Annotated in this window: 28 protein-coding genes; 3 read left to right on the forward strand and 25 right to left on the reverse strand. The window is 44.1% G+C overall.

Translation table 11 applies throughout. From position 1 onward, the window contains the following. Window positions 1-110 precede the first annotated feature (110 nt). The 14 genes from N5C46_RS11000 to N5C46_RS11065 form a co-directional block, all read right to left on the reverse strand. Window positions 111-704: a non-canonical purine NTP pyrophosphatase gene (locus N5C46_RS11000; protein ID WP_261752116.1), complete on the reverse strand. Its 594-nt coding sequence runs from the start codon at window positions 702-704 to the stop codon at window positions 111-113. After that, window positions 701-1,012, reverse strand: coding sequence for a hypothetical protein (locus N5C46_RS11005; RefSeq protein WP_261752117.1), 312 nt, complete (start codon window positions 1,010-1,012; stop codon window positions 701-703). The genes N5C46_RS11000 and N5C46_RS11005 overlap by 4 nt, the downstream gene beginning before the upstream one ends. Window positions 1,013-1,043: 31 nt before the next feature. Beyond that, window positions 1,044-2,981, reverse strand: a complete 1,938-nt coding sequence (locus tag N5C46_RS11010; protein ID WP_261752118.1) for a DUF2207 domain-containing protein — start codon at window positions 2,979-2,981, stop codon at window positions 1,044-1,046. Between the two features lie 33 nt (window positions 2,982-3,014). After that, complete coding sequence (locus N5C46_RS11015; RefSeq protein ID WP_261752119.1) at window positions 3,015-3,539, reverse strand: 5' nucleotidase, NT5C type; 525 nt, start codon at window positions 3,537-3,539, stop codon at window positions 3,015-3,017. Continuing rightward, window positions 3,536-4,114 carry a GNAT family N-acetyltransferase gene (locus N5C46_RS11020; RefSeq protein WP_261752120.1) on the reverse strand — a complete coding sequence of 193 codons (579 nt, stop codon included), beginning with the start codon at window positions 4,112-4,114 and terminating at the stop codon, window positions 3,536-3,538. Before N5C46_RS11020 ends, N5C46_RS11015 begins: the two co-directional genes overlap by 4 nt. A 14-nt stretch (window positions 4,115-4,128) precedes the next feature. Beyond that, window positions 4,129-4,443: a hypothetical protein gene (locus N5C46_RS11025; protein WP_261752121.1), complete on the reverse strand. Its 315-nt coding sequence runs from the start codon at window positions 4,441-4,443 to the stop codon at window positions 4,129-4,131. A gap of 89 nt (window positions 4,444-4,532) precedes the next feature. Beyond that, window positions 4,533-5,465, reverse strand: coding sequence for an aminoglycoside phosphotransferase family protein (locus N5C46_RS11030; RefSeq protein WP_261752122.1), 933 nt, complete (start codon window positions 5,463-5,465; stop codon window positions 4,533-4,535). Between the two features lie 5 nt (window positions 5,466-5,470). After that, complete coding sequence (locus N5C46_RS11035) at window positions 5,471-6,286, reverse strand: DUF2268 domain-containing protein (RefSeq protein WP_261752123.1); 816 nt, start codon at window positions 6,284-6,286, stop codon at window positions 5,471-5,473. A gap of 38 nt (window positions 6,287-6,324) precedes the next feature. After that, complete coding sequence (locus tag N5C46_RS11040; protein ID WP_261752124.1) at window positions 6,325-6,750, reverse strand: NUDIX hydrolase; 426 nt, start codon at window positions 6,748-6,750, stop codon at window positions 6,325-6,327. Between the two features lie 67 nt (window positions 6,751-6,817). Continuing rightward, complete coding sequence (locus tag N5C46_RS11045; protein ID WP_261752125.1) at window positions 6,818-7,213, reverse strand: hypothetical protein; 396 nt, start codon at window positions 7,211-7,213, stop codon at window positions 6,818-6,820. Window positions 7,214-7,290: 77 nt separating this feature from the next. Continuing rightward, window positions 7,291-7,935: a uridine kinase family protein gene (locus N5C46_RS11050; RefSeq protein ID WP_261752126.1), complete on the reverse strand. Its 645-nt coding sequence runs from the start codon at window positions 7,933-7,935 to the stop codon at window positions 7,291-7,293. Window positions 7,936-7,958: 23 nt separating this feature from the next. Beyond that, window positions 7,959-8,177, reverse strand: a complete 219-nt coding sequence (locus tag N5C46_RS11055) for a hypothetical protein (RefSeq protein ID WP_261752127.1) — start codon at window positions 8,175-8,177, stop codon at window positions 7,959-7,961. Then, window positions 8,174-9,934: a M3 family oligoendopeptidase gene (locus tag N5C46_RS11060; RefSeq protein WP_261752128.1), complete on the reverse strand. Its 1,761-nt coding sequence runs from the start codon at window positions 9,932-9,934 to the stop codon at window positions 8,174-8,176. Before N5C46_RS11060 ends, N5C46_RS11055 begins: the two co-directional genes overlap by 4 nt. A gap of 14 nt (window positions 9,935-9,948) precedes the next feature. Further along, window positions 9,949-10,419, reverse strand: coding sequence for a DinB family protein (locus tag N5C46_RS11065; protein WP_261752130.1), 471 nt, complete (start codon window positions 10,417-10,419; stop codon window positions 9,949-9,951). A 126-nt stretch (window positions 10,420-10,545) separates the two neighbouring features. Here N5C46_RS11065 and N5C46_RS11070 point away from each other — a divergent pair, with 126 nt between their 5' ends. Next, complete coding sequence (locus N5C46_RS11070; RefSeq protein ID WP_261752131.1) at window positions 10,546-11,019, forward strand: GNAT family N-acetyltransferase; 474 nt, start codon at window positions 10,546-10,548, stop codon at window positions 11,017-11,019. Window positions 11,020-11,058: 39 nt separating this feature from the next. On the opposite strand, the gene N5C46_RS11075 is transcribed toward N5C46_RS11070, so the two are convergent. The 4 genes from N5C46_RS11075 to N5C46_RS11090 form a co-directional block, all read right to left on the reverse strand. Beyond that, window positions 11,059-11,433 (reverse strand): VOC family protein, encoded by a 375-nt coding sequence (locus N5C46_RS11075; RefSeq protein WP_261752132.1) that lies wholly within the window; start codon window positions 11,431-11,433, stop codon window positions 11,059-11,061. A 77-nt stretch (window positions 11,434-11,510) separates the two neighbouring features. Next, on the reverse strand, window positions 11,511-12,449 hold the full coding sequence (locus N5C46_RS11080; protein ID WP_261752134.1) for an RNA polymerase sigma factor: 939 nt from the start codon (window positions 12,447-12,449) through the stop codon (window positions 11,511-11,513). Window positions 12,450-12,493: 44 nt separating this feature from the next. After that, window positions 12,494-13,414, reverse strand: a complete 921-nt coding sequence (locus N5C46_RS11085; protein ID WP_261752135.1) for an ABC transporter permease subunit — start codon at window positions 13,412-13,414, stop codon at window positions 12,494-12,496. Next, window positions 13,395-14,318 (reverse strand): ABC transporter permease subunit, encoded by a 924-nt coding sequence (locus N5C46_RS11090; RefSeq protein ID WP_261752136.1) that lies wholly within the window; start codon window positions 14,316-14,318, stop codon window positions 13,395-13,397. Before N5C46_RS11090 ends, N5C46_RS11085 begins: the two co-directional genes overlap by 20 nt. Before the next feature lie 154 nt (window positions 14,319-14,472). On the opposite strand from N5C46_RS11090, the gene N5C46_RS11095 reads away from it, so the two are divergent. Next, window positions 14,473-14,898 carry a YybH family protein gene (locus tag N5C46_RS11095; RefSeq protein WP_261752137.1) on the forward strand — a complete coding sequence of 142 codons (426 nt, stop codon included), beginning with the start codon at window positions 14,473-14,475 and terminating at the stop codon, window positions 14,896-14,898. Window positions 14,899-14,909: 11 nt separating this feature from the next. Continuing rightward, complete coding sequence (locus N5C46_RS11100; RefSeq protein ID WP_261752138.1) at window positions 14,910-15,491, forward strand: GNAT family N-acetyltransferase; 582 nt, start codon at window positions 14,910-14,912, stop codon at window positions 15,489-15,491. Here N5C46_RS11100 and N5C46_RS11105 read toward each other — a convergent pair. The 7 genes from N5C46_RS11105 to N5C46_RS11135 all read right to left on the reverse strand — a co-directional run bounded on the left by N5C46_RS11105 (window position 15,450) and on the right by N5C46_RS11135 (window position 19,679). Continuing rightward, complete coding sequence (locus tag N5C46_RS11105) at window positions 15,450-15,749, reverse strand: hypothetical protein (protein WP_261752139.1); 300 nt, start codon at window positions 15,747-15,749, stop codon at window positions 15,450-15,452. The two genes, N5C46_RS11100 and N5C46_RS11105, sit on opposite strands and share 42 nt — an antisense overlap. 15 nt (window positions 15,750-15,764) lie before the next feature. Further along, entirely contained in the window at window positions 15,765-16,745 is a 981-nt protein-coding gene (locus tag N5C46_RS11110; protein WP_261752140.1) for a phosphotransferase, read from the reverse strand. Window positions 16,746-16,963: 218 nt separating this feature from the next. Continuing rightward, the gene (locus tag N5C46_RS11115) at window positions 16,964-17,500 is read right to left on the reverse strand and encodes a GNAT family N-acetyltransferase (RefSeq protein WP_261752141.1); all 537 of its coding nucleotides are present in this window, start codon (window positions 17,498-17,500) and stop codon (window positions 16,964-16,966) included. A gap of 15 nt (window positions 17,501-17,515) precedes the next feature. Further along, window positions 17,516-18,121 carry a hypothetical protein gene (locus N5C46_RS11120; RefSeq protein WP_261752142.1) on the reverse strand — a complete coding sequence of 202 codons (606 nt, stop codon included), beginning with the start codon at window positions 18,119-18,121 and terminating at the stop codon, window positions 17,516-17,518. 18 nt (window positions 18,122-18,139) lie between these two features. Beyond that, complete coding sequence (locus tag N5C46_RS11125; RefSeq protein WP_336275576.1) at window positions 18,140-18,430, reverse strand: TIGR04104 family putative zinc finger protein; 291 nt, start codon at window positions 18,428-18,430, stop codon at window positions 18,140-18,142. Window positions 18,431-18,477: 47 nt separating this feature from the next. Beyond that, window positions 18,478-19,095, reverse strand: a complete 618-nt coding sequence (locus tag N5C46_RS11130; protein WP_261752143.1) for an NUDIX hydrolase — start codon at window positions 19,093-19,095, stop codon at window positions 18,478-18,480. After that, the gene (locus N5C46_RS11135; RefSeq protein ID WP_261752339.1) at window positions 19,092-19,679 is read right to left on the reverse strand and encodes a GNAT family N-acetyltransferase; all 588 of its coding nucleotides are present in this window, start codon (window positions 19,677-19,679) and stop codon (window positions 19,092-19,094) included. The genes N5C46_RS11130 and N5C46_RS11135 overlap by 4 nt, the downstream gene beginning before the upstream one ends. Window positions 19,680-19,760: the final 81 nt, after the last annotated feature.

The raw sequence follows: 19,760 nt of genomic DNA on the forward strand, positions 1-19,760 counted from the left end.
TACCCTTTTTCATAGGAAAACACCAGAATCGCAGAAACCAGTAAAGTCATGACTGAGCCCACAGGTGTCAAAAACCCAATAGTGAATAGAGTAATAGCCCCATCATCCCCCTACCGTGATCCCGAATACCATTCCCCAAACTTCTTCATACCCGAATCCTCTTTCAGCCGATTGTATTCGAAGAAATCCCCTTCACCAAACTCAGCCATCGTTTTATGAAAATGGTCTGGAATAAAGATATACCATAGGTCCGACCAGCTATTCACATTCTCGGATCCTCGTATTTTTTCTGCGATGACGCCAGGAGACTTACTCTCAAAGAATCTCATTTCCTCCCCGTCGTAGTAAGCCAGACAGGACCTGAATTCACATGCTCTATTCTTCTCCCCAAGCATCAGTTTTAAAATCCCCTCGATGCCGATCGTGTCCAGCATGTGATTCACATATGCCCTCGGGAAACCATTCAATGTCGGGATGAAAAAGCCGGAATCCAGGGCAATGCATGGCTTCTTCACGATGGAGTATGCCTGCAATACTTTTTGTTTTGCGATTTCCTTGATATCATCACTTCTCGGTTCATTTAATTCTGCTTCAATCGGCAACACCTTTATGTTCGCCAACTCCTTTTGGGCAGAAGCAATTTTCCCTTTGTTGGTGGTGACAAAGATGATTTCTTTCATGGTTTTCTCTATCGTTTTTATCACTTTTCTTCCTCCCGATCCTGAATGCTTTCATCTAGCTGTAAGTCACTTGCTTTTTTCAATTCAAGCTGATGATATCCGAAGAAAGTAGCCAACACGCCCATCACAAATAAGATGCTTCCTCCCACCAAATAAGTATTCATATATCCTTTTAAAATAACGTTATAGTTTAGACCGTCGCTTCCATTATTGATTAACCATGACTCGGCACTGGCATTTCCAAAATAAACATTAAAGAAAAGCATGATAAATCCCGCTATCGTTGACAAAATACCCAGGGTGATGACAGTAGTCAAGGTATCCTTTGACATGGGCGTTTCCCCTTTCGTAAACCGCTATTGGTCAATCTGCACCGGCACCTCCACCTCCACCGCCGTCAAATCCTCCGCCTCCTCCGGAAAATCCACCGTCAGAGGAACCGGAAGACGTGCTAGGAGGGGGACCGCTCCACTTCCATGAATTCGTCAGAAACTCATGAGGATCCTGTCCCGATAGGATAAGGGCTGTAAGGGGGGCTGCTGAAAACAATGTACTGTCTTCCATGCCTTCACTCGATATCCTTTTCAGTTTCCTCTTTCGTTCAAACAGGAGGGTCCGGACCATCCACTTATCCATCTCCTCCCCGTTTCCTTTCGGGTACCCTTCTCTCTTCACCTGTTTTCGGAATCGACGGATGCCCGCTTTTACATCAAGTGCCGCTCCCGACAACGTATGGCGAGGGACGAAGAATAAGAGAAATAACGTTATTAAAAGGCACAAAAACAGGAGAAAGAAGGAGGTTTCATCCTTGAGTTGAGCAATCGCAAAAAATGAAATCACACCAAAAACAAGTGCCGGCCACTTCTTTTCATTCTTCCACCATAGTAATACAAGGGACCCACAACCAATGATTCCATAAAACCACATGGCAAACATCGATTTCATGTCAAAGTGATAGGCACATAAAGTTCCAAGCACAACAGAAAGTGGTGCAAGCTTCGTAACGAAGTGGAACCACCGGTCATGCAGAAGTCCCGCTTCCTTGGCTTCTTTCAACACTTCGGCAAACCATTCTCTTTCCTGTTCCTTTAGCGTCTTGACTTTTGTATGATACTTTTTCACATGGCGGCTGAGATCTTTCTCACTCTTTGTCGCCCCGGCAAGATCGGTCATGGCAAAGGATGCGGAACCGTTCTTCCCTCTTCTTTTAAAAATCCAGGACACCAGCTTTTCTTCCATCGCCGATAATTGACTTTCAGAGGTTAGGGTAAAGAACAAGGTCTCATCCGGTGACCTGGCATCGCTGAGAAAACGGGTCGTCGCCTTTTGTTTACGGACCGTCGCCTTCCCTCTTTCCACCAGGGAGTACAGCCCTGCCATCAATGCTCCGTGGGTGAACTTCCCCCGCCTGTGGACCATATATAAAAGAAGGGGATCCGACTCCAGTACATCCCTCGTTCTCCCACTTCCTTTTATTCGGCCAATCATGAATCCAAGCATCATGATGAATAAAACGGCACCTAGGGTGAGTGCGAGCCCACCCAGCACTTTATTGTATGTTTTCATTTGAGCTTCCCTGTGAGCGACAAGGGCCACACGGTCTTCTTCTTCCTGAATGGCCGCTTCCAATGATTTTGGAGCAGCGGTCTTTTCCTGCTCACTCATGACTGAAGACGGGAAGAGCAGCCTAGTTTCCGTTAAGGTGTACATATCGGAAACAGGCGTTGTAAAGCGCACCACCTCTGGCCCCTCATCTTCCACCTTCCCCTTTGGACCATGAAAGAAAGCATGATACTCCGCCGGGTCGAGTTTTTCAGGAAAAACGAAATCAATCGTCACATTATGTAAATCAATATCATGATTAGTATCTGTTCCGAAAAAAGGAACCGTCACATCGCTGTATGAATCATACGATTTCACGGCAGCCTTCAACTCATACGCAAATAAAATGGTCTTCGTGGCGTCCTCCACGGGGAATGGTGAACGATACGTACCATCCTCCCGTTTCACATCAAGCTGACGAATATCCCTATTTTCAATGAAGCCAAGCTCCGCCTCATCATTGATCAGTTCAGAGGCTTTAAACCACTGCACTCCCTCATGGTGATCCTCATGTATGGCCCTTCTGATACTGTTGTACTTTCCATCAAACGTGTACGTGAATAATTCATTCACCAGCAGATTTCCATTCGGCTGGATCCACGCACGGATCTGAACTTCATCGATACTATAGGACTTTGCATAAGCCGTCTGTCCAAAGGAGAAGAGCAGGATAAATAGGATGGCTAATTTCTTGAACATATGCTTTACTCCTCCTTATTAAAAAATCAGGACTTATGATAAAAAGAACGACCTCACTTCATTCCAATTCTCTACGCGTACATATCCCGACTCATACCGGTTATGAGGAGCTGAAAACAATATCCCTTCCCCCTTAAAGTCTTTAAAATGCCTTGGGCTGTCGTCTATTAAATAGTCTGCATGAATAATGCTTTTGTTACCGCAGAAGACAAATTGTAAGTCTGATAGAAACGGGAAATGTTCTTTTAGCCATTCGTATTTTGCCGTAAAAGAAGTGGGATGCTCCATTGCAGCAGTCGTGATGTAAATTTCATAGGATTCACTCAGCTCTTTGATCACTTCCTGACTCCCTTCCATCACTTCCAAATCCCTGAAGAAATCGGGATCATCTATATACGAAAGGATGTCATCGGCATCATGGGGACGTATTTTCCATAGTCTGGTCCCCTGTAAGTCTTCTGGAGTCAAACTCTCATTATATTTATCATTAAATATATTCAGGTGCTTTTTATGTAAGTCAGCGATTACTTCATCCATATCAATGGCTATCCTTTTCATACGTCCCCTTCCCTCTGGAGAAGATATTCTTCACGCAGAAGTCCATACACCGCACAGTCCTTATATTGATCCTTTGCATTCCTGATCATATGCCGGATGACGCCTTCCTGCTTCATCCCGGCTTTTTCCATGATCCTGCCTGAAGCGGGATTATCCGTATTATGGGCGGCGGATAATTTGTGTACATTCATGTGAATAAAGGCAAATTCCACCACGGCTTTCAACGCCTCGGTCCCATACCCCTTATTCCACCAATCATATCCAATGGAATAACTGACCTCACAGTTTCCTGTAGAGGAATCAAAATCATATAAATCAATCTCTCCGATCAGGCCACTACCATCCTTGAGTTCGATTCCCCAGTGACAAAACTCTTTTGAAACGTACCCATCCACAGTCTTCTCCATCCGCTTATGTGTTTCAGCAATGGTCTTGTGCGCAGGACTGACACGATGATCGGAAATCCGTTCATCAGATAGCCAGTGATCAAAGGCTCTTTGCGTATCGTCCATGCACAACTTTCTAAGATTCAGTCGATTTGTTCTTAAAACAGGGGTACCCTTAAAGTAAATCATGCCGTCACTCCGATCTAAAAATAAGTCACCATCATCACAACAAAACTAACAACCGTAAACAAAAGGACACCATAAAACACCGATCCTACATTGGATTTCAGCTCATTATCCTTCTGAATCTTCCACCCTGCCTGACTTGCTCCGAGTGTAGCGTTTTTGGATAACGCACCGCCACTGCTATTAAAAAAGAAAAGTCCCACTGTTAATCCAAGACCGATGAAAAAGCTCCATTCCCCGAAAGAAAATGATAACAGAAGACTCCCGATCCAAATCGCAACGGCAAGGATCACGGCCGTCACTAAAGATGTTCTTGTGAAGAATTTTTTCATTTTGATTCCCCCTCGTATTATTTATACTTACGTTCGGGGATTGTAAAAAGTTTCAAATTCCAGTCAAAACGAGGTCACAGACGAGTGGATTAGATAACTTCCCAATACTCTTCACGATTCAAATTCTCCACACACCACCGATAATGACCATCCTCACACGTCGGAGAATAAAGATTCGCTGTCATCAAACTATAGATTAGTACATAGAAATATAAATCTTTCCTTACCCCTTCTCCCAAAGTGGAAACAATGATGTCCAAGTACCTCTCGGGTAGACTAGCATTCAGTTGATTATACATATCCAGGCACACCCATCCGATCGCCACATCAAACAGATAATCCCCATACATGGTCAGCATTCCAAAATCAATCAGCCCTGTTACCTCATTTTTCTCATTGATTAAGATATTCCCAGGGTAGAAGTCTCCATGGATGATGGAATAGTCCCCTTGATACCCCGATGCAAGTCTTTCCATAGTAAGAGCAAGCTTTCCCTCATAATCCCGGACATCCCTCTCAAAATAAGGTTTCAACTCTGGCTGTTTAAGCTTTATCGTTTCACTTAATAGGTCATACCAATTATCCATCCTGCCTGATGACATACGGTGGTCAAGAAATAGTTGGAATCCTTCCATTGTTGATTTTCCTTGAAGGGATTGCAGTTCCAGATTTGCCTGAAGATACTTTTTCATCATGTTTGTCTGCTCGTCATGGGTCATCCCCGCAAGCTTGCTTTGCAAATCGCTTCCCTGCATCCTCTTTTCAATCGTCACTAACATTCCATTCTCTACTAAGATCTCGTGAATATAGGGGAGCTCATAGCTCAATTGATCCGCCTTTAGTCCGGCATAGAATTTCCTTAATCTCTCTTGTCTCGGTGCATCAGACAAATCATTATATACTTTCAATACTCTCTCATCATCTAAGGCATATACTTCCGCTTCCATACCGGCACCAAGAAAATCGGCACCGGAAATACTGAACCTGTCAAAGAGGTTGGATTTCATGGCGTCTTTATTCATTTTTATCACCTCTTTACTATGAATGATTTTGAAGGCAGCTCTGTAAGCTCCTCTATCTTCCATTCACTATTTTCATTCAAATACCACTCCACTAGGTGATAGCCTAGTGAATATCCACCCCAAAAAGGGAGTTGCATTTCTTTATCCCCAAACATGTAGGAATCTGTTCTGTTTCCTCTATCATGGATATGATGCCTAAACGTTGTGTCCCACAGTTTTTGTGCTTCTTTTTCTGAGAGCACACTTTTATAAGGACCCAGGAAAGCATCACCCAATTCAATTCTTACAAAATGCTCAGCCAATCCTTCTAAAACCAATCGGTCCAGCAGCGTCTCATTTCCTTCGGTCATATTGAGTTTACTCATTCTCCAGTGATGATGGTACTCGTGAAAAATTACCGACTTCAATGTGTCTCTCACACCTTCATCCGCTCCCACGATAAAGCACATATGGCCGTTCCATTCTGTATAGGCAGAAACCCCGCCAAGCTTTTTTTTCACAAATTCATCATGCTGATCTAAAATAAACAATTCAAATTGGATCGGTTTACCTGAAGGATATTTTGCTTGTAATCTTGTCAATTCGTTTTGTATATATGACTCGTAATCACATAGACTTATTCTATTTAATTGCTGCTTTAAAGAATCTATATCTGAATGAAGATCAAACATTCCGAAAAATAATCTGGTATCAAGCTCCTCTTTTGGAAGCTGGAACGTTTCCATGAATAGTTTTTCTCTATCTCTTGTCACATCTACCTTTATCTGGTCAAGGAAGCGTTGCATCTGGGTCAACCTTGATATTTTTTCAACTGAACTCATTTTAAGTTCCCCTTACTTCAGGTAATATCCGACGTTTTCTAAAACTCCACAAAAAACGGATGCTGACTCTCATCCAAACAGTACTCGATCCGCTCTCTAAAATTCGAATGCGTCACCATGTTGAGCGCCTCGTCAATCGGAAAAAATGCTACCTCCAGACTTTCAGAAGAAGTAGTCGGTACTCCTCCAACAGGCTTTGCGAGAAATAAGGTATTACAGATGGACCGTTTCACATTCTGAAATACTCCGCAAAAAGCCAGCAGTTCTATATCAATACCTGTCTCCTCTTTCGTCTCCCTGATTGCCGCATCTTTTAAGGATTCCCCTTCTTCCACCTGACCGCCGGGCATTTCCCAACCACGTCTTGGTCCCTTTATTAATAAGATTTCCCGGTTTTCATTAATAACAATCGTAGCCGCTGAAACGATATGTTTAGGCGGTGTGTATGTTTGTTGTGTCATCATGCTTCCCCCTTATATTAAAAGGAGCTTACCTTCTACGATAACCCCCCGTTACTTAAAACCACTTGTTTTATATAGGCTGACCCCTTCCAGCAGTCGTGAAAAATGCCCCTCTCACATAAACCGTATAGATCAAGACAATCACCGAAAATACAACATTCCCTATAAATGGTTGTTGAGGATGGTTCGTTGCGATAACCGAACTGATCACGCCAAACAGCACTGAGTACGAGACGAACAACCAGAATCCCCATCTTTTCAACTTCATGTATCCATACACCATCAACAGAGAAAACAGTGCCAATACTACTCTCATCATCCGTTCAGGAAGGATCGATACACCAAAGCGTTCCGAAATGCTGATGGCGTCAGCATCTGCCTGATAAAAAATGGCGGTGAATACTAACACCACTGCTCCAAACAGATAGAAATATCCAATTAGGGATACACCAATTGGTCTCTTCAACTCTTCCACCACCCCATCGCTTAATCGTATATTTTACTAATACCAATTATGTCAAAATAAACCATTATCCTCAATCACTATTTCATTTTTAAAGAATTTTTCTTCACCCAACACCCCTTATCCGAATTCCTAACCACCACATCAAAATGCTCACTCTTCGGATGCATGAAGACTTCATATTGAACCCTTCGCTCGTCATGGGTCTTTCGTAGATAATCCTCTTCCATCCCTCTTTCGTTTATGTCGCGGATACCCCTTCTCTTGAGCTCTGTCTCCCCATCTGTGTAGAAGTATATTTTCAGATCGTATAAATCCGGTTTGCTGAACGCGACGGACATCCCTTCTACAATCGTCAGGTTGTTTTGGGAAGAAATGAGCCGGCTCGGTTCATATGGTACGTCCAACGTGTACAAATCCATTCCCTCCCGCACCATCCTGATGTCCCGATCTAGGGCGAATAAATGATGAGCGTCCGGATGACATGCGGTCATTTTGGACTGATGCTTTTCGTTCTTATATTCATACTCTATGAAAGAATGCTTCCTTACTGCCGAACTCACGATATAAGGGTCAGTGTTGATATAATTGACTTCGCCAAGCAGCGCCAACAGTTTCTTCGCAAATGTCGTTTTACCAGAAGCACCGTGTCCTGAGATGCCGATGACCATTTTCCCTTCCTGCTTCGTCAATCGATCGGCTATGGTATGTAAGATTTTATCCATGGATTTACTCCTTCTCCCAACTATTATTCTTCTCCGCTGACATCGATTTCTGTACCATCTTCTTCTACACCGTCTGGATGCCTCATTTCATACATCTGCCCACGCATGCTGAATTGTTTGATCATCATGGCCAGAAAGATCCCGGCCAACGAAAGATAGAAGAGGAAATCGAGGTGAAAAAACAAAGCCACACTTAATAACAGAATAGAGGGAAGCGCTATGAGCAGTTGAAGCTGCTTCACTGTAACTTCGCCAATCTCACAAATTCCTCACTATCCTTCACGCACAGCTCCATCCCTTTTTCCCAAAAGGATTCCTTCGTAATGTCTTCCCCCAAATGCTTCATGACGAGTTCTTCTGCCGACATGCTGCCTGAATCCCGCAGGAGAGCCATATAATCGTCCTCGAATCCTTTTCCTGTTTCCTTCGCCCTGGCGAAAAGATGGAGGGCCAGTAAATAACCAAATGTGTACGGAAAGTTATAGAAAGGAGATTCCGTTTTATAAAAATGGGGCGTCCATATCCACGAATGAACAGGGACCTCATCAAGGGCTCCAGCATACCCCTCTTTCATGGCCGACCCCATCAGCTCGTTCAGACGTGCGGCAGGTATAAATCCTTTTCTCCGTTCTTCGTGAACCTGTTTCTCAAAAATGAATCTCGCATGCAGATTCATAAAGTTCATGACGCTCCTCTTCAATTTCTCATCTAGAAGGAACAGCTTCTCTTCGTCAGTCGCCGCCTGGTCCATGGCCGCTTCAAGGATGATCATCTCTGCGAAGGTGGACGCCGTTTCCGCCAAATTCATGGGATACGATTTGTTCATCCCGTTTACCTGTTTCATGGCATGGTTATGAAAGGCATGGCCCAGTTCATGTACAAGGGTCAGCACGCCTTTAAATGTACCCGGGAACGTCATAAACACCCTTGACTCCCCCGTCAACGGAAACCCGGCACAAATGGGAACCGCCGACTTACCGGGACGATTTTCCGCTTCGACCCACCCTTCACGGAATGCGGTATCCGCAAACTCCCCCATTTCTGCTCCGAATGCACGAAACCGCTCCTCGATCAACTCGGCTGCTTCTCCGTACTCCATTCCTTGATGGTCATGATTCATCGGGGACCAGAAGTGATAGGACTTCATTTTGGCATCGCCATTCATCCCTGCCTTGACATTCAGATATTCCGCAAACGGCTCTTTATACTTATCCATCACAGAAAGCATCGCATCCAGCGTTTCCGGCTTCATCCGGTTTTGAGCAAGAGGAATCTGAAGAACATCCTCGACGCCCATGCTCTTATACATATTCAATCTGAAGCCTGCCAGATGATTCAGGATCTGAGCGAACTGTCCCTCTTGCTCGGTCCATTTTGCCACCAGCGCTTCATGAGATTTTTTTCTTATCGACTCATCGGCATGGGTTCTGAGATTAATGGCCTGTCCAACCGAAAGCTCCTCTCCTCTCACCCTTACCTTGATGCTGCTCATGAACGACTGATACAATTGGCCCCATGCGTGGTATCCGTCTGCCATGAGATCTAATACTTCCTTAGAAGGCTCCCGCACCGCTTCTTCCCGCCACTCGTTCAGTATGAACCGGTAATCCTTAAGATTCTCTGAAGTAAGCAGACATCCCCATACCACTTCCTCTATGGAAGCTAACATTCTCTTCAAGTCACTCGTGATAGAGTCATAACTTGATTGAAGAGCCGTCGTTTCCCCTCTATAAAATTGCGCTCCCTGGTCGTCCGGATCCACCGAAAGCAGACAGATGGCAAATGATCTCATCTGTGATATCGACACCTTTATCTCTCTTAGCCGATCAAGAACATTCCCCAGTTGATCTGGATCCAGCTCCACTTTCTGCATCAGCTCTTCCAGCTCGGAAACCCTGGCTTTCGTCTGTTTCATATGGTCTTCTAATTCGGGTGATGCGCTTCCTCCGTTGAAAATGCTGTCGAGATTCCAAACCACCTTATAATCAGTATCATTCATATTCCATTCTCCCCCTAATCCCAGAGATTCGCCCTCGTAATCCCACCTGTTCGTAAGTAATCTAATAACTGACCGGCGTGAACGGATTCGTGATAAGCGATTCTCATCAGCATGTCGCCCATTTCCCTCACATAACCTACATCGGAACGATCAATCTTAACTGCAGATAACGATTCTTCGTTCAATTCCGACACATATTCCAGGAAACTCTTTCTGAACGGCCCGGCAAGCTCCAACTCGTTTTCCACTGAAATGTACGGCTTACCTGCAAAGGGTGATTCGTATTCCCTTAAACTCCCTCCATTGATTAACGCCATGTGATAATAATGTTCACTTTCCAACACATGACGAACCATCTCGATACAAGACATGGCCTCACCATCTGGTTTCCAATGTAAAAAGTCCTTTGGAATGCCCGACCAAAGCTTTACGCTTCTCCGTCTCACTTCTTCCAAATTAAGTATGATTAATTGAATTGCATTCATTTAGTACCCTCCTATTCAAACGTATGTTCTTATTTTAGCTTATTTTCTACTATCTTCCAATCAAAATTTGTCCCAATTTTCTAAATAGACTATAATTCCCTTATACTACTAAACGGAGGAATTATCGTGCCAATCACTTTAGCCTTATACAACGAAACCCATGAACATCAGCTTAAGGACTTCCATCTCCCGGAAGAGCAGCTCCAATTCACGAGCCTGCCCCTTGATAAAATCCATAAGCCCACCATCTCACCAGACACCCGCCACATCGTGATCTTACGTGATGACGTACCTGTCGGTTATTTTGCATTGGAGAACGGGGATAAACTCCGTAAATATTCGAATAACCCTAACGCAAGACTTTTAACCTCTTTCTCTATCGATGCAAGACACCAGGGACAAGGCATCGCCAAGGAGGGGCTGAACCAGCTGCCAGGTTTCATCAGGGAACATCTTCCCGAGACCGACGAAGTGGTCCTTGGCGTCAATAAACGAAATAAAGCCGCCATCAGTCTCTACCTGAAGACGGGCTTCACCGACGAAGCCGAAGTATATGTGGGACCTAAAGGACCTCAGCATGTTCTCCATTTGAAAATATAATAACAGGAATGTCCATTATCCTGGACATTCCTGTTTTCATTATCCCGTACAAATCATCACTCGATTGCCATCGGGATCCTGGATGATGAAGAAGGAAAAATCATCGAATCTTGTGATGTCAGAGACAATTTCATACTTCAACCGTTCTACATAGGAATAGGCTTCTTCAATGTTTTCAGTGTGAAAATTAAAGAGAGGGTACTTACTCTGATCAGCCTCTTTCGTGACACCCCCTGGTCCTGCATCCAGGGTCAATCCCGTAAAATGATTGATAGCCAGGTTGTAGACGGGATCTTCCACCTGATCGATATCATACGCCTGTCCCAGTAACTCGGAGTACCATCGGACGGATTCCTTCAGATTGCTGACATGGACGAACACCGTATTGATTTGATTTAAAATCGGACTTTGCATTGCTTTCCCGCTCCTTTATCATTTGAATGTCTTCATCCATAACAACGCAGGAAACGGTCAAAACCTTACAGGTGAATTTAAAAAATATGATAAAAACAGGTGGCATTCAATTTCACCTTCAGCTCATCAGCGGCTTGTTTCATCAAGTCCCATGAAAAACAATAGAAAGCCCAGTGCGTGATCTCCTCTCCAACCGTCTCGATTAAATGGAGATTATTGAGATACAGATCTCCGTCAAGCTTCCTCTCCATCTCGACGACGACCTGCTTGCCCCAGAGTATTCTATATTCGGCAACGATTTGATGCTGCGTATCGACGACTTCCTTCCAATCTTTGAGGGAATTCCCCTTCGTTTCATCTCTGCCCATTTCAATTCCGGCGTGAACGATATTGACTGTGACATTTTCACTCAGCACAGAAGCAATCAACTCGGGATCCTTATTTCTGAAACCATTCAATAACGTATTAAGGGTCGCATTGGGAACCGGATTAAGGGCAGGTGTGGTTGTCACTTGCCTTTCCTTTGCTTTTCTAAGGACCGACCTTGCTCTCGTCAGGTTCGTATATACTGCCCCTTCCGTCGTCAATATCATGCCTGCAATCTCACTTGCCTTGAACTGGAAAACCTCTGCGAGTAGAAGTGAGACATATTGATGGGGAGTCACATGCTGCATGAGAAACTCTAGGTGATCCATTATGTCAAAGTCGAAAGTTGACTTGCGGTCAGGCTGAATCTCTTCCTCCAAAGACTGGACCGTATAAGGATTGCGTCTATAACGATCAATCCACAGATTGGTCGCAATCTTAAATAAATACGATTTCATCTTTACAGGCCGATGCAATTTGGCAAGGATGGCAAGGGACTTGAACAGTGTATCCTGCACCAGATCCTCTGCATCCCAGGGCGACCGGGTTAACTTATAGCAATACTTCCACAAATCCGATCGATAGGGTTCGATTTCCTTTTTAAAACGCTGCTCGATTCCCCTCAGATCATCACTCAAATGTGTGGTCATAGCTTCCCACTCCTTTTATATCACAACCGATTGTTCAAGATATGTTAGTAAGAAATATTTTTAGTCGAATGATTCCGGACACCACGATCACCCGAAAGAAAAGATGACCTTCTCCTCATATAATCTCCATCGAAAAGGGTCCGGACTCCGTTTGTCACCAGGGTCAGTGACACAATCAGAAGGGTCAACATGAGGACCGGGAAGAAAATGATCCATGGAGACAGCATCAATTCATAGTAGTTGCTCCCGATGAATGCCGTCCACCCGGGAATATAAAAACCAAGGATCGACACGTGCATCATCAGGGTCAATACAGCAATCATTTGACCGCTGAATATTAACAGGAACTTCCCTCTCACGCTCGGAATGACATGCTTTACAAGAATGTGAAGATGTCTTCCTCCCAGCACCCGGGCACCCTGGATGAATTCCTGCTGCATGGCCAGAAAGGTTTCTTTTCCGATCAGCTGCGATAATGAGGGGATGCCGACTCCGATCAAGATCCACGTGGTCATGGTCCACCTGAAGTCGGGATCTCCCATAAAAAGATTAAAATCCATTAATCTCATACTGTAGAGTAATAGAAAGGCGAGAAGCGTAGTCGGGACAAAATGAAATCCTTCTATGAAAACATCCAACCATTTCAGCCTTCGATAAAGGAGTCCGTAAAGAAGTCCCAATACCATGGAAATAAGCATTCTCCCACCTGTGACAACAAGGGCAAACTTCAGAGTCGTCATGGTTTGTCCTAAAGTCGCATCAAACATATCGATCCCGCCGGTCGAAGTGCCAAAAGGATGTTCCCATGAGGGAGGGAGTGGCTTTTTGTTATAGTAATCTTCTTGTGAAATCTTTCCTATGTCTTCTTTAAAGAAGTGAGTATTTACATAGCTTGTACCTAACAAAAGGACCAGCAACACTAGACCCACTATAAGGCTTCCATGCTTACATAGCCTTCTGATCAACATACATCACTCCTTTCGGCAGAAATGATTGAATCAAGAAAAAGACGATCGACAATGGGAGTGTGAGTAAGATCAAGCCGGCCAATATGATTTCGTAACTCGGATGATTGGTCATGAATTGTAAGATGCCGTAGATGTTAAACATGTATTCAAGGATGATCATGTTGGATAGAAGCAGTAGATACATATATTTCAAGTTATAAAAAAAGGAATAAAGGACGTTGGGAAACACATGCCGTACCAAGATGTACAGCTTCCCCATCCCCTTTGCCACCCCAAGCTCGACATAGGGTTTACCGAGTTCATTCTCATACATCAAGATCGTATTTTTATAGAGATAAATCATGGGGATCAATGACAGCGTGAGTATCGGCAGAAAATAGATCTTTTGTCCGGATACTGAATAGGGCTCTGTCACAAGTAGATTCGTATGTTTAAATACCCAAATGGCCCCCAGCTGCAAGGAGAAAATCACGAATACATCGGGCAGCGCCTCTAGAACCGTAAGAAAGGTTTTCGCTGCTTCCTGCATCCTTCTGGGTAAATAAAACGTTCCCGTCGTAAAAATAACCGCGAAGAATAACGCAATGAAAAGTGAGACAAAAAGGAGAAGAAGTGAATACGTATAGGATTCCAGTATGTACGGAAAAATCGTCCTCTCGACGTTGGTACCCTGTGCTATATAGCTGATCTCTTTAAAGTGCAACAGCTCAATAAACGTCTTCTTTAATTCAATGAAATAGTTTCCTGGAAAAAATCCTAATTCCTTTGTTTCCATTGCAAAAGGCTGATCAGCCGGTGGCGGAATGTCTTTAAACAGAAGTGCTGGAATATGGCAAATAAAGATGACGCTTAACGTAATGGCTACTAAAACAATCAAAAAACGACCGAATTTACGCTCCATTCAATCCCCCCTGACTCTTTTGGAAAACAAATCCAATTTAGTATCATGTTAATACAAAGTTCAGAGTGATGACAACCTCTTTCCAAAAAATCAAAGGAGGGAAATTACCTCAGTGTCTTGAAATAGTTAAGATGAGATCAAAGGAGATGAGAAAATGACTGTCCAGGACGTGCTCGAACAATACAAAGATGCTATTCACGAAAGAGATATCGAAAGTTTCCTCTCCATCTATGACCCCGCTGTCCATATTTATGACTGCTGGGGGAAATGGGAGTGTATCGGACTTGCTTCATGGCAGGAGAATGTGACGGAGTGGTTTATCGGATTAAAGGCTGATGGAGAAATCCTGAAAGTCGACTTTCAGGATGTGGTGATGGAGGAAAATGCCCATCTTGCCTTTGCCCACTGTGCCGTGACATTTGCTGCCCACAAAGAAGCATCGGGGGAGAAACTTCGCCAGATGACGAACCGCTTTACATTCTGCTTGGAAAAAGTAAAGGATACATGGCTCATCACCCACGAACATTCTTCATTGCCGATCAGTATGGAGGATGGGAAAGGGATGTTTGGGCTCAGGTAGAGGAGGACACCATGCACATTCAACAAATTGACCGTTCAAAGCTTTCCCAGTACGCAACCGTTTCAATTGCATATGAAGTGACAACCGAGCTACACGTTTGTCCCATTCACAACGGGCTGGGAGGGCTTCGGTTGGTTGAAAAGCCGTGCTCCCCCTATGTGAAGGACTATGATCTCTTACCGAATTGTCATCCACTTTATTGGACAAAACAGTTTGACTTAGACGAATGGGGATTGTTCCTGGCTATCGAAAACGGCATGTACGTTGGGGCTGCTGCGGTGGCTCCAGAAACGGAAGGCACCGCGACCTTATGGGACTTGCGCGTGCAGCCCGATGCCAGGGGGAAAGGCATTGGCGGGAAACTGCTGGACACGGTCATCCATTGGGCGAAAGACCGTGATTACAAAACATTGATGGTGGAAACCCAGAACGTGAATGCCCCTGCCTGTACGTTTTATTCCAGCAAGGGATTTATTTTAGAGACGATTGATCAACATGGATACCGTGATTCTTTAGTAGAGAACGAAGTGAAATTAATATGGTCTATGGATCTAAAGCTCTCCAGCATGAAAAAGGAGAAGGATGAGTGGTAGAAGGAAGACTCCAATCATGGAAAGCAAACCAATGATCATGATTCGTTTTAAGGGGGCACTCCAGATTAAGCGAAAAGCGGTTCCTAACAATAAAACAACTAGAGTAAGACCAGCAACCGTCCCTGCCGGCTCCGCTATCCCGAACTGTGATTGGATAAAGGAGCCTTGATTTACATCAAATGAAGTGAAGTTCACCCCTAACAAAATGAGCATCAGCAGTCCCATTCCCATTGCAACGTAGCCGCTTTTCTTCTTCACTTTTTCACCGCCCTTTTATTTCATTTCTTTTAGCCACTTCAACCATTCCGGTATTCTATCTGCATACTCCCCGAGCTCTCCTATCGTTTCGATGACCTGCCTGGTCCCCAACCGCTGCTCTTCTTCGTCCGTACATTCCAACCACAATGACCTTTTCAAGTTATATTCCAACCATCCCAATTTTCCGGAGAACCCGTTTGTAAGGACCGCTTCCCAGTCTGAGGTAATGGCACCATTTTCACCTTGGTAGCCTCTGATAAACGCAGAAAACCGGTCTTGATTGGTCGCACCGGACCAGTAAAGGGCCGTCTCCACCAAATCATGCATCGGATTAATAAAACCCGCCGACTCCCAATCAATTACGACCGGTTCTCCTTTCACCCACATCACATTCTTCGGCTCTAAATCCCGATGACTCATCACCCTATCGTTTCCAAGCCTTGACTCCGCTTCACGTGCCCCTGCATCCCACTCATACAGATTCTCAATGATATCATCGAAGGACTTCACCCACTCTGCTTTCATATCCTGACCTTCCTGTAGATAGGCATACCAATCAATCGAGGGACGGACCTCTGTCTCTTCCGGTTCTATTTCTATTCCTTGAAAATCTGTATGAATGTCTGCCAGAAGTGAACCTATCATCCTACAATGTTCAATGCTGATCTCATCCTGTTTTACACTTCTGCCTTCGACCCAATCAAACACCAGAAACCATTGGTCCCCCACTTTCTGAATCGAATCCCCATCGAACGTCTTTGCCGGAAGAGCCGGCACATTTTCGGATACGTGTCGGGCCACCTTTTCTGAACGGATGTAGTTACCAAGGGCATCCGGCCTTTTCATGATGGATGGGTTCAATGCTTTGACGGCATATTTTCCTGTAGTAGTTACCACTGCATACATGGTATGTAAGAGGCCACCTGACACTTTAACGGGATCTGTGATCCATTCGCCGAGATGGGTTTGGAAGCATAATTCTTTCAAATGTTCCATGAGTGTTCACTACCCTTTCAACCATCGAATCGTTATATTTCAATTCCACACTTCCTCAAAACGAATGCCGACGAAACATAAACTGCCGGCAGCGCCACTATCCAGTACAATATATTTTTCGGCATGATCATATTAAAATAGTAAAAAACAACGTGATCCAAGTAAGCATCAATACTATCCCAAGTGCTTTTTTCATCGTTTATGTAAAAATCCCTTCGTTAAAATTTCCTCACCAGCTCAATATCCGCAAAGCGATTTTCTCCATACTCAGAATCTCCGTAGATTCCATTAATCGTATCAAGCCCAAGCTTTGTCCAGAAACGAATGGCTCCCCAGTTCTTCAACGCGACATTGGCACGAACTTCCTTGAATTCGTGCTGTTTCACCATATTCAGTAATTCCTCCACTACTTCCTGTCCCAACCCTTGTTTATGATAGTCAGGATCAATCGATAGATAGTTGATATAAAAGGATTCCGCTACAGGGTGACCATGATAGCTCACAAGCAAACCAACTAAATCTTCGGACTCCTTCATACGGATCACCTGAATCCTAAAGTTTTCTTTCGTTCCACCCGGCGGCAGGTCGCCCTCCAAGTAACAGCGCTTAACAAACCCTTCATCCAACGTTCCGCCGTCCCATTGATGGATGTAGCTGCCCTTTTCATAGAGGGCCTGAACATGGTGAATCTCCTCTTTTCTGAGATCAGCCACTATTAATCTCTTTGTTTTCCATTTAGTTGGAATCTGGTTCATGATTCGTTTCACCTTTCATTTTATTGTAAAGCTAACCTCCACATCCGTCGGCTTCTTTTTAAAAGGAGTTCCATATTCTTTGAACCTCAAAGTCAATCCGGATAGGTCTTCAGGTAACCTAGGAGTCACAATAAAGTCAAAACTCGTATGTTCCTGTGATCCTCCCCCACCCGTTACCCGGCAATCATAGCTGTCTCCTATCTCCAAGTGCCAAAAGCTGTTTCGGTGAAACCTTTCCCGCTCTAAATTCTCATCGTATTCACGGTCGATGTTCAAGTGGACCACACTGGCATTCGCATATTGCTTAATAAACGGGACGGTATACAAACAATCATCTTGTTCAGCCGATTGGAGAACTTTTATGTATGTTTGAAAATCCTCGGGTTCAATTTGTGGCTTGAAAGCCTCTTCATTTTCCAGCACACCAAAGATCGACCTTAAAAGGTCCTCATACACATCATACTTTTCTGCCCATTTTGCAATATCTTGGAGTTTTGGATAACCCAGATTGTTATGGGATACTTGTTTTCTTTGTTGTAGCAATGAGCAGAGTTCTTCATCGATTGGTAAAAGTTTTTCATCATAATATTCCGTTGGTCGTTCGAACGGCACCCGTCTCATTTGATCAACCTCCATCTGTTAGAATAATGGCTCGTCATTATCGGTGACAGTCACGAACCATGGCAGCACCAGTACATGCCCAATGACCCACACCATGTACAGAACCATGTAGCCAAGCATGAACGCAAGCACAAATAACACGGGTATCAGCAGGGTCATACCCATTAAAAACCTCTTAGAACGGGAAGTAAAATATAACCTATGACGGCATGATGGGCATTCAATATCAGGTCTTTTGATAATCATTAATCTCTTGAAAATAAATAACCAAGACAAGTTTGCTTTACAAAGGATACAGCGTACCATCATCCACTCCCCCTGTTATCTACAGCCTTTTTGATAGGACATAAACGGGCTCAATCATACACCGCTTCCTTCCCACCATCCCTCAAAAATTCAAACATCATCTTAATCTGCGATTCTGTATTTCTTCCAACGGACAGCTCCGGCAAATCGTTTTCTTCAAAAAATCCGATTCCATTCGTTTCGACGCCACTTCTGGCTTCTCCCCCGGTCATGCTACATTGGATGAATATTTTGTAGTAATGGTGTGACTGCGGGGGATGGGGATGTTTGTTCAAGTCGAGCAGTGCGAGTAATTTTACAGGGGTGACATCATATCCTGATTCTTCCCTTATTTCTTTTACGATGTTTTCACCAGGGGACAGGCCGATGTCACAGAATCCGCCCGGCAACGACCATTTGTCATCGATTTTTTCTTTGACCATCAGTATTTTATCGTCTTTGAAGACGACACCCCTCACGTCGACTTTCGGCGTCTGATAGCCTGATTCGTTCGCGAACAAATCCTTTATCTTCGTCATCTCCAAGCCGGTATGTTCCTGCATGATTTCCGCACTGATCGCCCTTAATTCTTCATACCTTTCCCGATCATAAACGTTCTTGGAAAAGGCCAGACCCGATTGAGATAACGCCTGTATCCGTTGCGCCCATTCCAGCCATTTATCGCTCATCGCTTTGCGCTCCTTTCGTAATCCGATTTGTTCAATCGATAATGAAGATACGTTTCTTCATCAATCGTTACCTGTCCTTCATAAGTAAAACCACACTTCTCTATGACTTTTATAGATGAATCATTGTCTATGAGGGCTAGGGCGTTCAGGAGGTCCACGTTGGTCTGAGTAAATAAATACTCAATCAACCCAATAGATGCCTTAGTTGCATAGCCATTCCCCTGATATTCGCTGGAAATGGCATACATGATTTCCCGATTCGATGCAGGCAACTCTTCCTTTATCCCTGTACAGCACCAGCCGATCAACTCCTCTGTATCCTTTCGAAATACCCCCATTTTCAAAAAATGATCCGCTACGTTCCCTGTATTGGCAGCCGCGTCGAGAAAAGCTTTATTAGCTGGTATTTCATAATGGGTCAACCACTCGACCCTTTGTTCCACTGTTGATTTCCAGTCAGGGAGGTATTGGGCTATTTCCGGTTGATTGGAAATTTTGTGGATATGATTGGCGTCTTCAATGGAGAATTCCTGTAGATAAATGTCTCCACAATCGATTCTGAAAAGTTTGCGATCCTCACTGATATCCAAACAATGCGTAGAATTCGGATACTGATTGCCTCTAGTAAAACCGAACGATGTATAGAAATGATCCGCTTTCTCGGT

Source organism: Rossellomorea vietnamensis, from assembly GCF_025398035.1.
Classification (GTDB): Bacteria; Bacillota; Bacilli; order Bacillales; family Bacillaceae_B; genus Rossellomorea; species Rossellomorea vietnamensis_B.

Excerpts from the sequence above, each read along its gene's own strand:
- N5C46_RS11060 (WP_261752128.1), bottom strand. The coding sequence starts at position 9,934 with ATGAATGATACTGATTATAAGGTGGTTTGGAATCTCGACAGCATTTTC.
- N5C46_RS11130 (WP_261752143.1), bottom strand. The coding sequence starts at position 19,095 with ATGAGCGATAAATGGCTGGAATGGGCGCAACGGATACAGGCGTTATCT.
- N5C46_RS11040 (WP_261752124.1), bottom strand. The coding sequence starts at position 6,750 with ATGATGACACAACAAACATACACACCGCCTAAACATATCGTTTCAGCG.
- N5C46_RS11035 (WP_261752123.1), bottom strand. The coding sequence starts at position 6,286 with ATGAGTTCAGTTGAAAAAATATCAAGGTTGACCCAGATGCAACGCTTC.
- N5C46_RS11005 (WP_261752117.1), bottom strand. The coding sequence starts at position 1,012 with ATGTCAAAGGATACCTTGACTACTGTCATCACCCTGGGTATTTTGTCA.
- N5C46_RS11115 (WP_261752141.1), bottom strand. The coding sequence starts at position 17,500 with ATGAACCAGATTCCAACTAAATGGAAAACAAAGAGATTAATAGTGGCT.
- N5C46_RS11010 (WP_261752118.1), bottom strand. The coding sequence starts at position 2,981 with ATGTTCAAGAAATTAGCCATCCTATTTATCCTGCTCTTCTCCTTTGGA.
- N5C46_RS11030 (WP_261752122.1), bottom strand. The coding sequence starts at position 5,465 with ATGAATAAAGACGCCATGAAATCCAACCTCTTTGACAGGTTCAGTATT.
- N5C46_RS11050 (WP_261752126.1), bottom strand. The coding sequence starts at position 7,935 with ATGGATAAAATCTTACATACCATAGCCGATCGATTGACGAAGCAGGAA.
- N5C46_RS11015 (WP_261752119.1), bottom strand. The coding sequence starts at position 3,539 with ATGAAAAGGATAGCCATTGATATGGATGAAGTAATCGCTGACTTACAT.
- N5C46_RS11090 (WP_261752136.1), bottom strand. The coding sequence starts at position 14,318 with ATGGAGCGTAAATTCGGTCGTTTTTTGATTGTTTTAGTAGCCATTACG.
- N5C46_RS11110 (WP_261752140.1), bottom strand. The coding sequence starts at position 16,745 with ATGGAACATTTGAAAGAATTATGCTTCCAAACCCATCTCGGCGAATGG.
- N5C46_RS11020 (WP_261752120.1), bottom strand. The coding sequence starts at position 4,114 with ATGATTTACTTTAAGGGTACCCCTGTTTTAAGAACAAATCGACTGAAT.
- N5C46_RS11100 (WP_261752138.1), top strand. The coding sequence starts at position 14,910 with ATGCACATTCAACAAATTGACCGTTCAAAGCTTTCCCAGTACGCAACC.
- N5C46_RS11125 (WP_336275576.1), bottom strand. The coding sequence starts at position 18,430 with ATGATGGTACGCTGTATCCTTTGTAAAGCAAACTTGTCTTGGTTATTT.
- N5C46_RS11080 (WP_261752134.1), bottom strand. The coding sequence starts at position 12,449 with ATGACCACACATTTGAGTGATGATCTGAGGGGAATCGAGCAGCGTTTT.
- N5C46_RS11025 (WP_261752121.1), bottom strand. The coding sequence starts at position 4,443 with ATGAAAAAATTCTTCACAAGAACATCTTTAGTGACGGCCGTGATCCTT.
- N5C46_RS11120 (WP_261752142.1), bottom strand. The coding sequence starts at position 18,121 with ATGAGACGGGTGCCGTTCGAACGACCAACGGAATATTATGATGAAAAA.
- N5C46_RS11075 (WP_261752132.1), bottom strand. The coding sequence starts at position 11,433 with ATGCAAAGTCCGATTTTAAATCAAATCAATACGGTGTTCGTCCATGTC.
- N5C46_RS11065 (WP_261752130.1), bottom strand. The coding sequence starts at position 10,419 with ATGAATGCAATTCAATTAATCATACTTAATTTGGAAGAAGTGAGACGG.
- N5C46_RS11095 (WP_261752137.1), top strand. The coding sequence starts at position 14,473 with ATGACTGTCCAGGACGTGCTCGAACAATACAAAGATGCTATTCACGAA.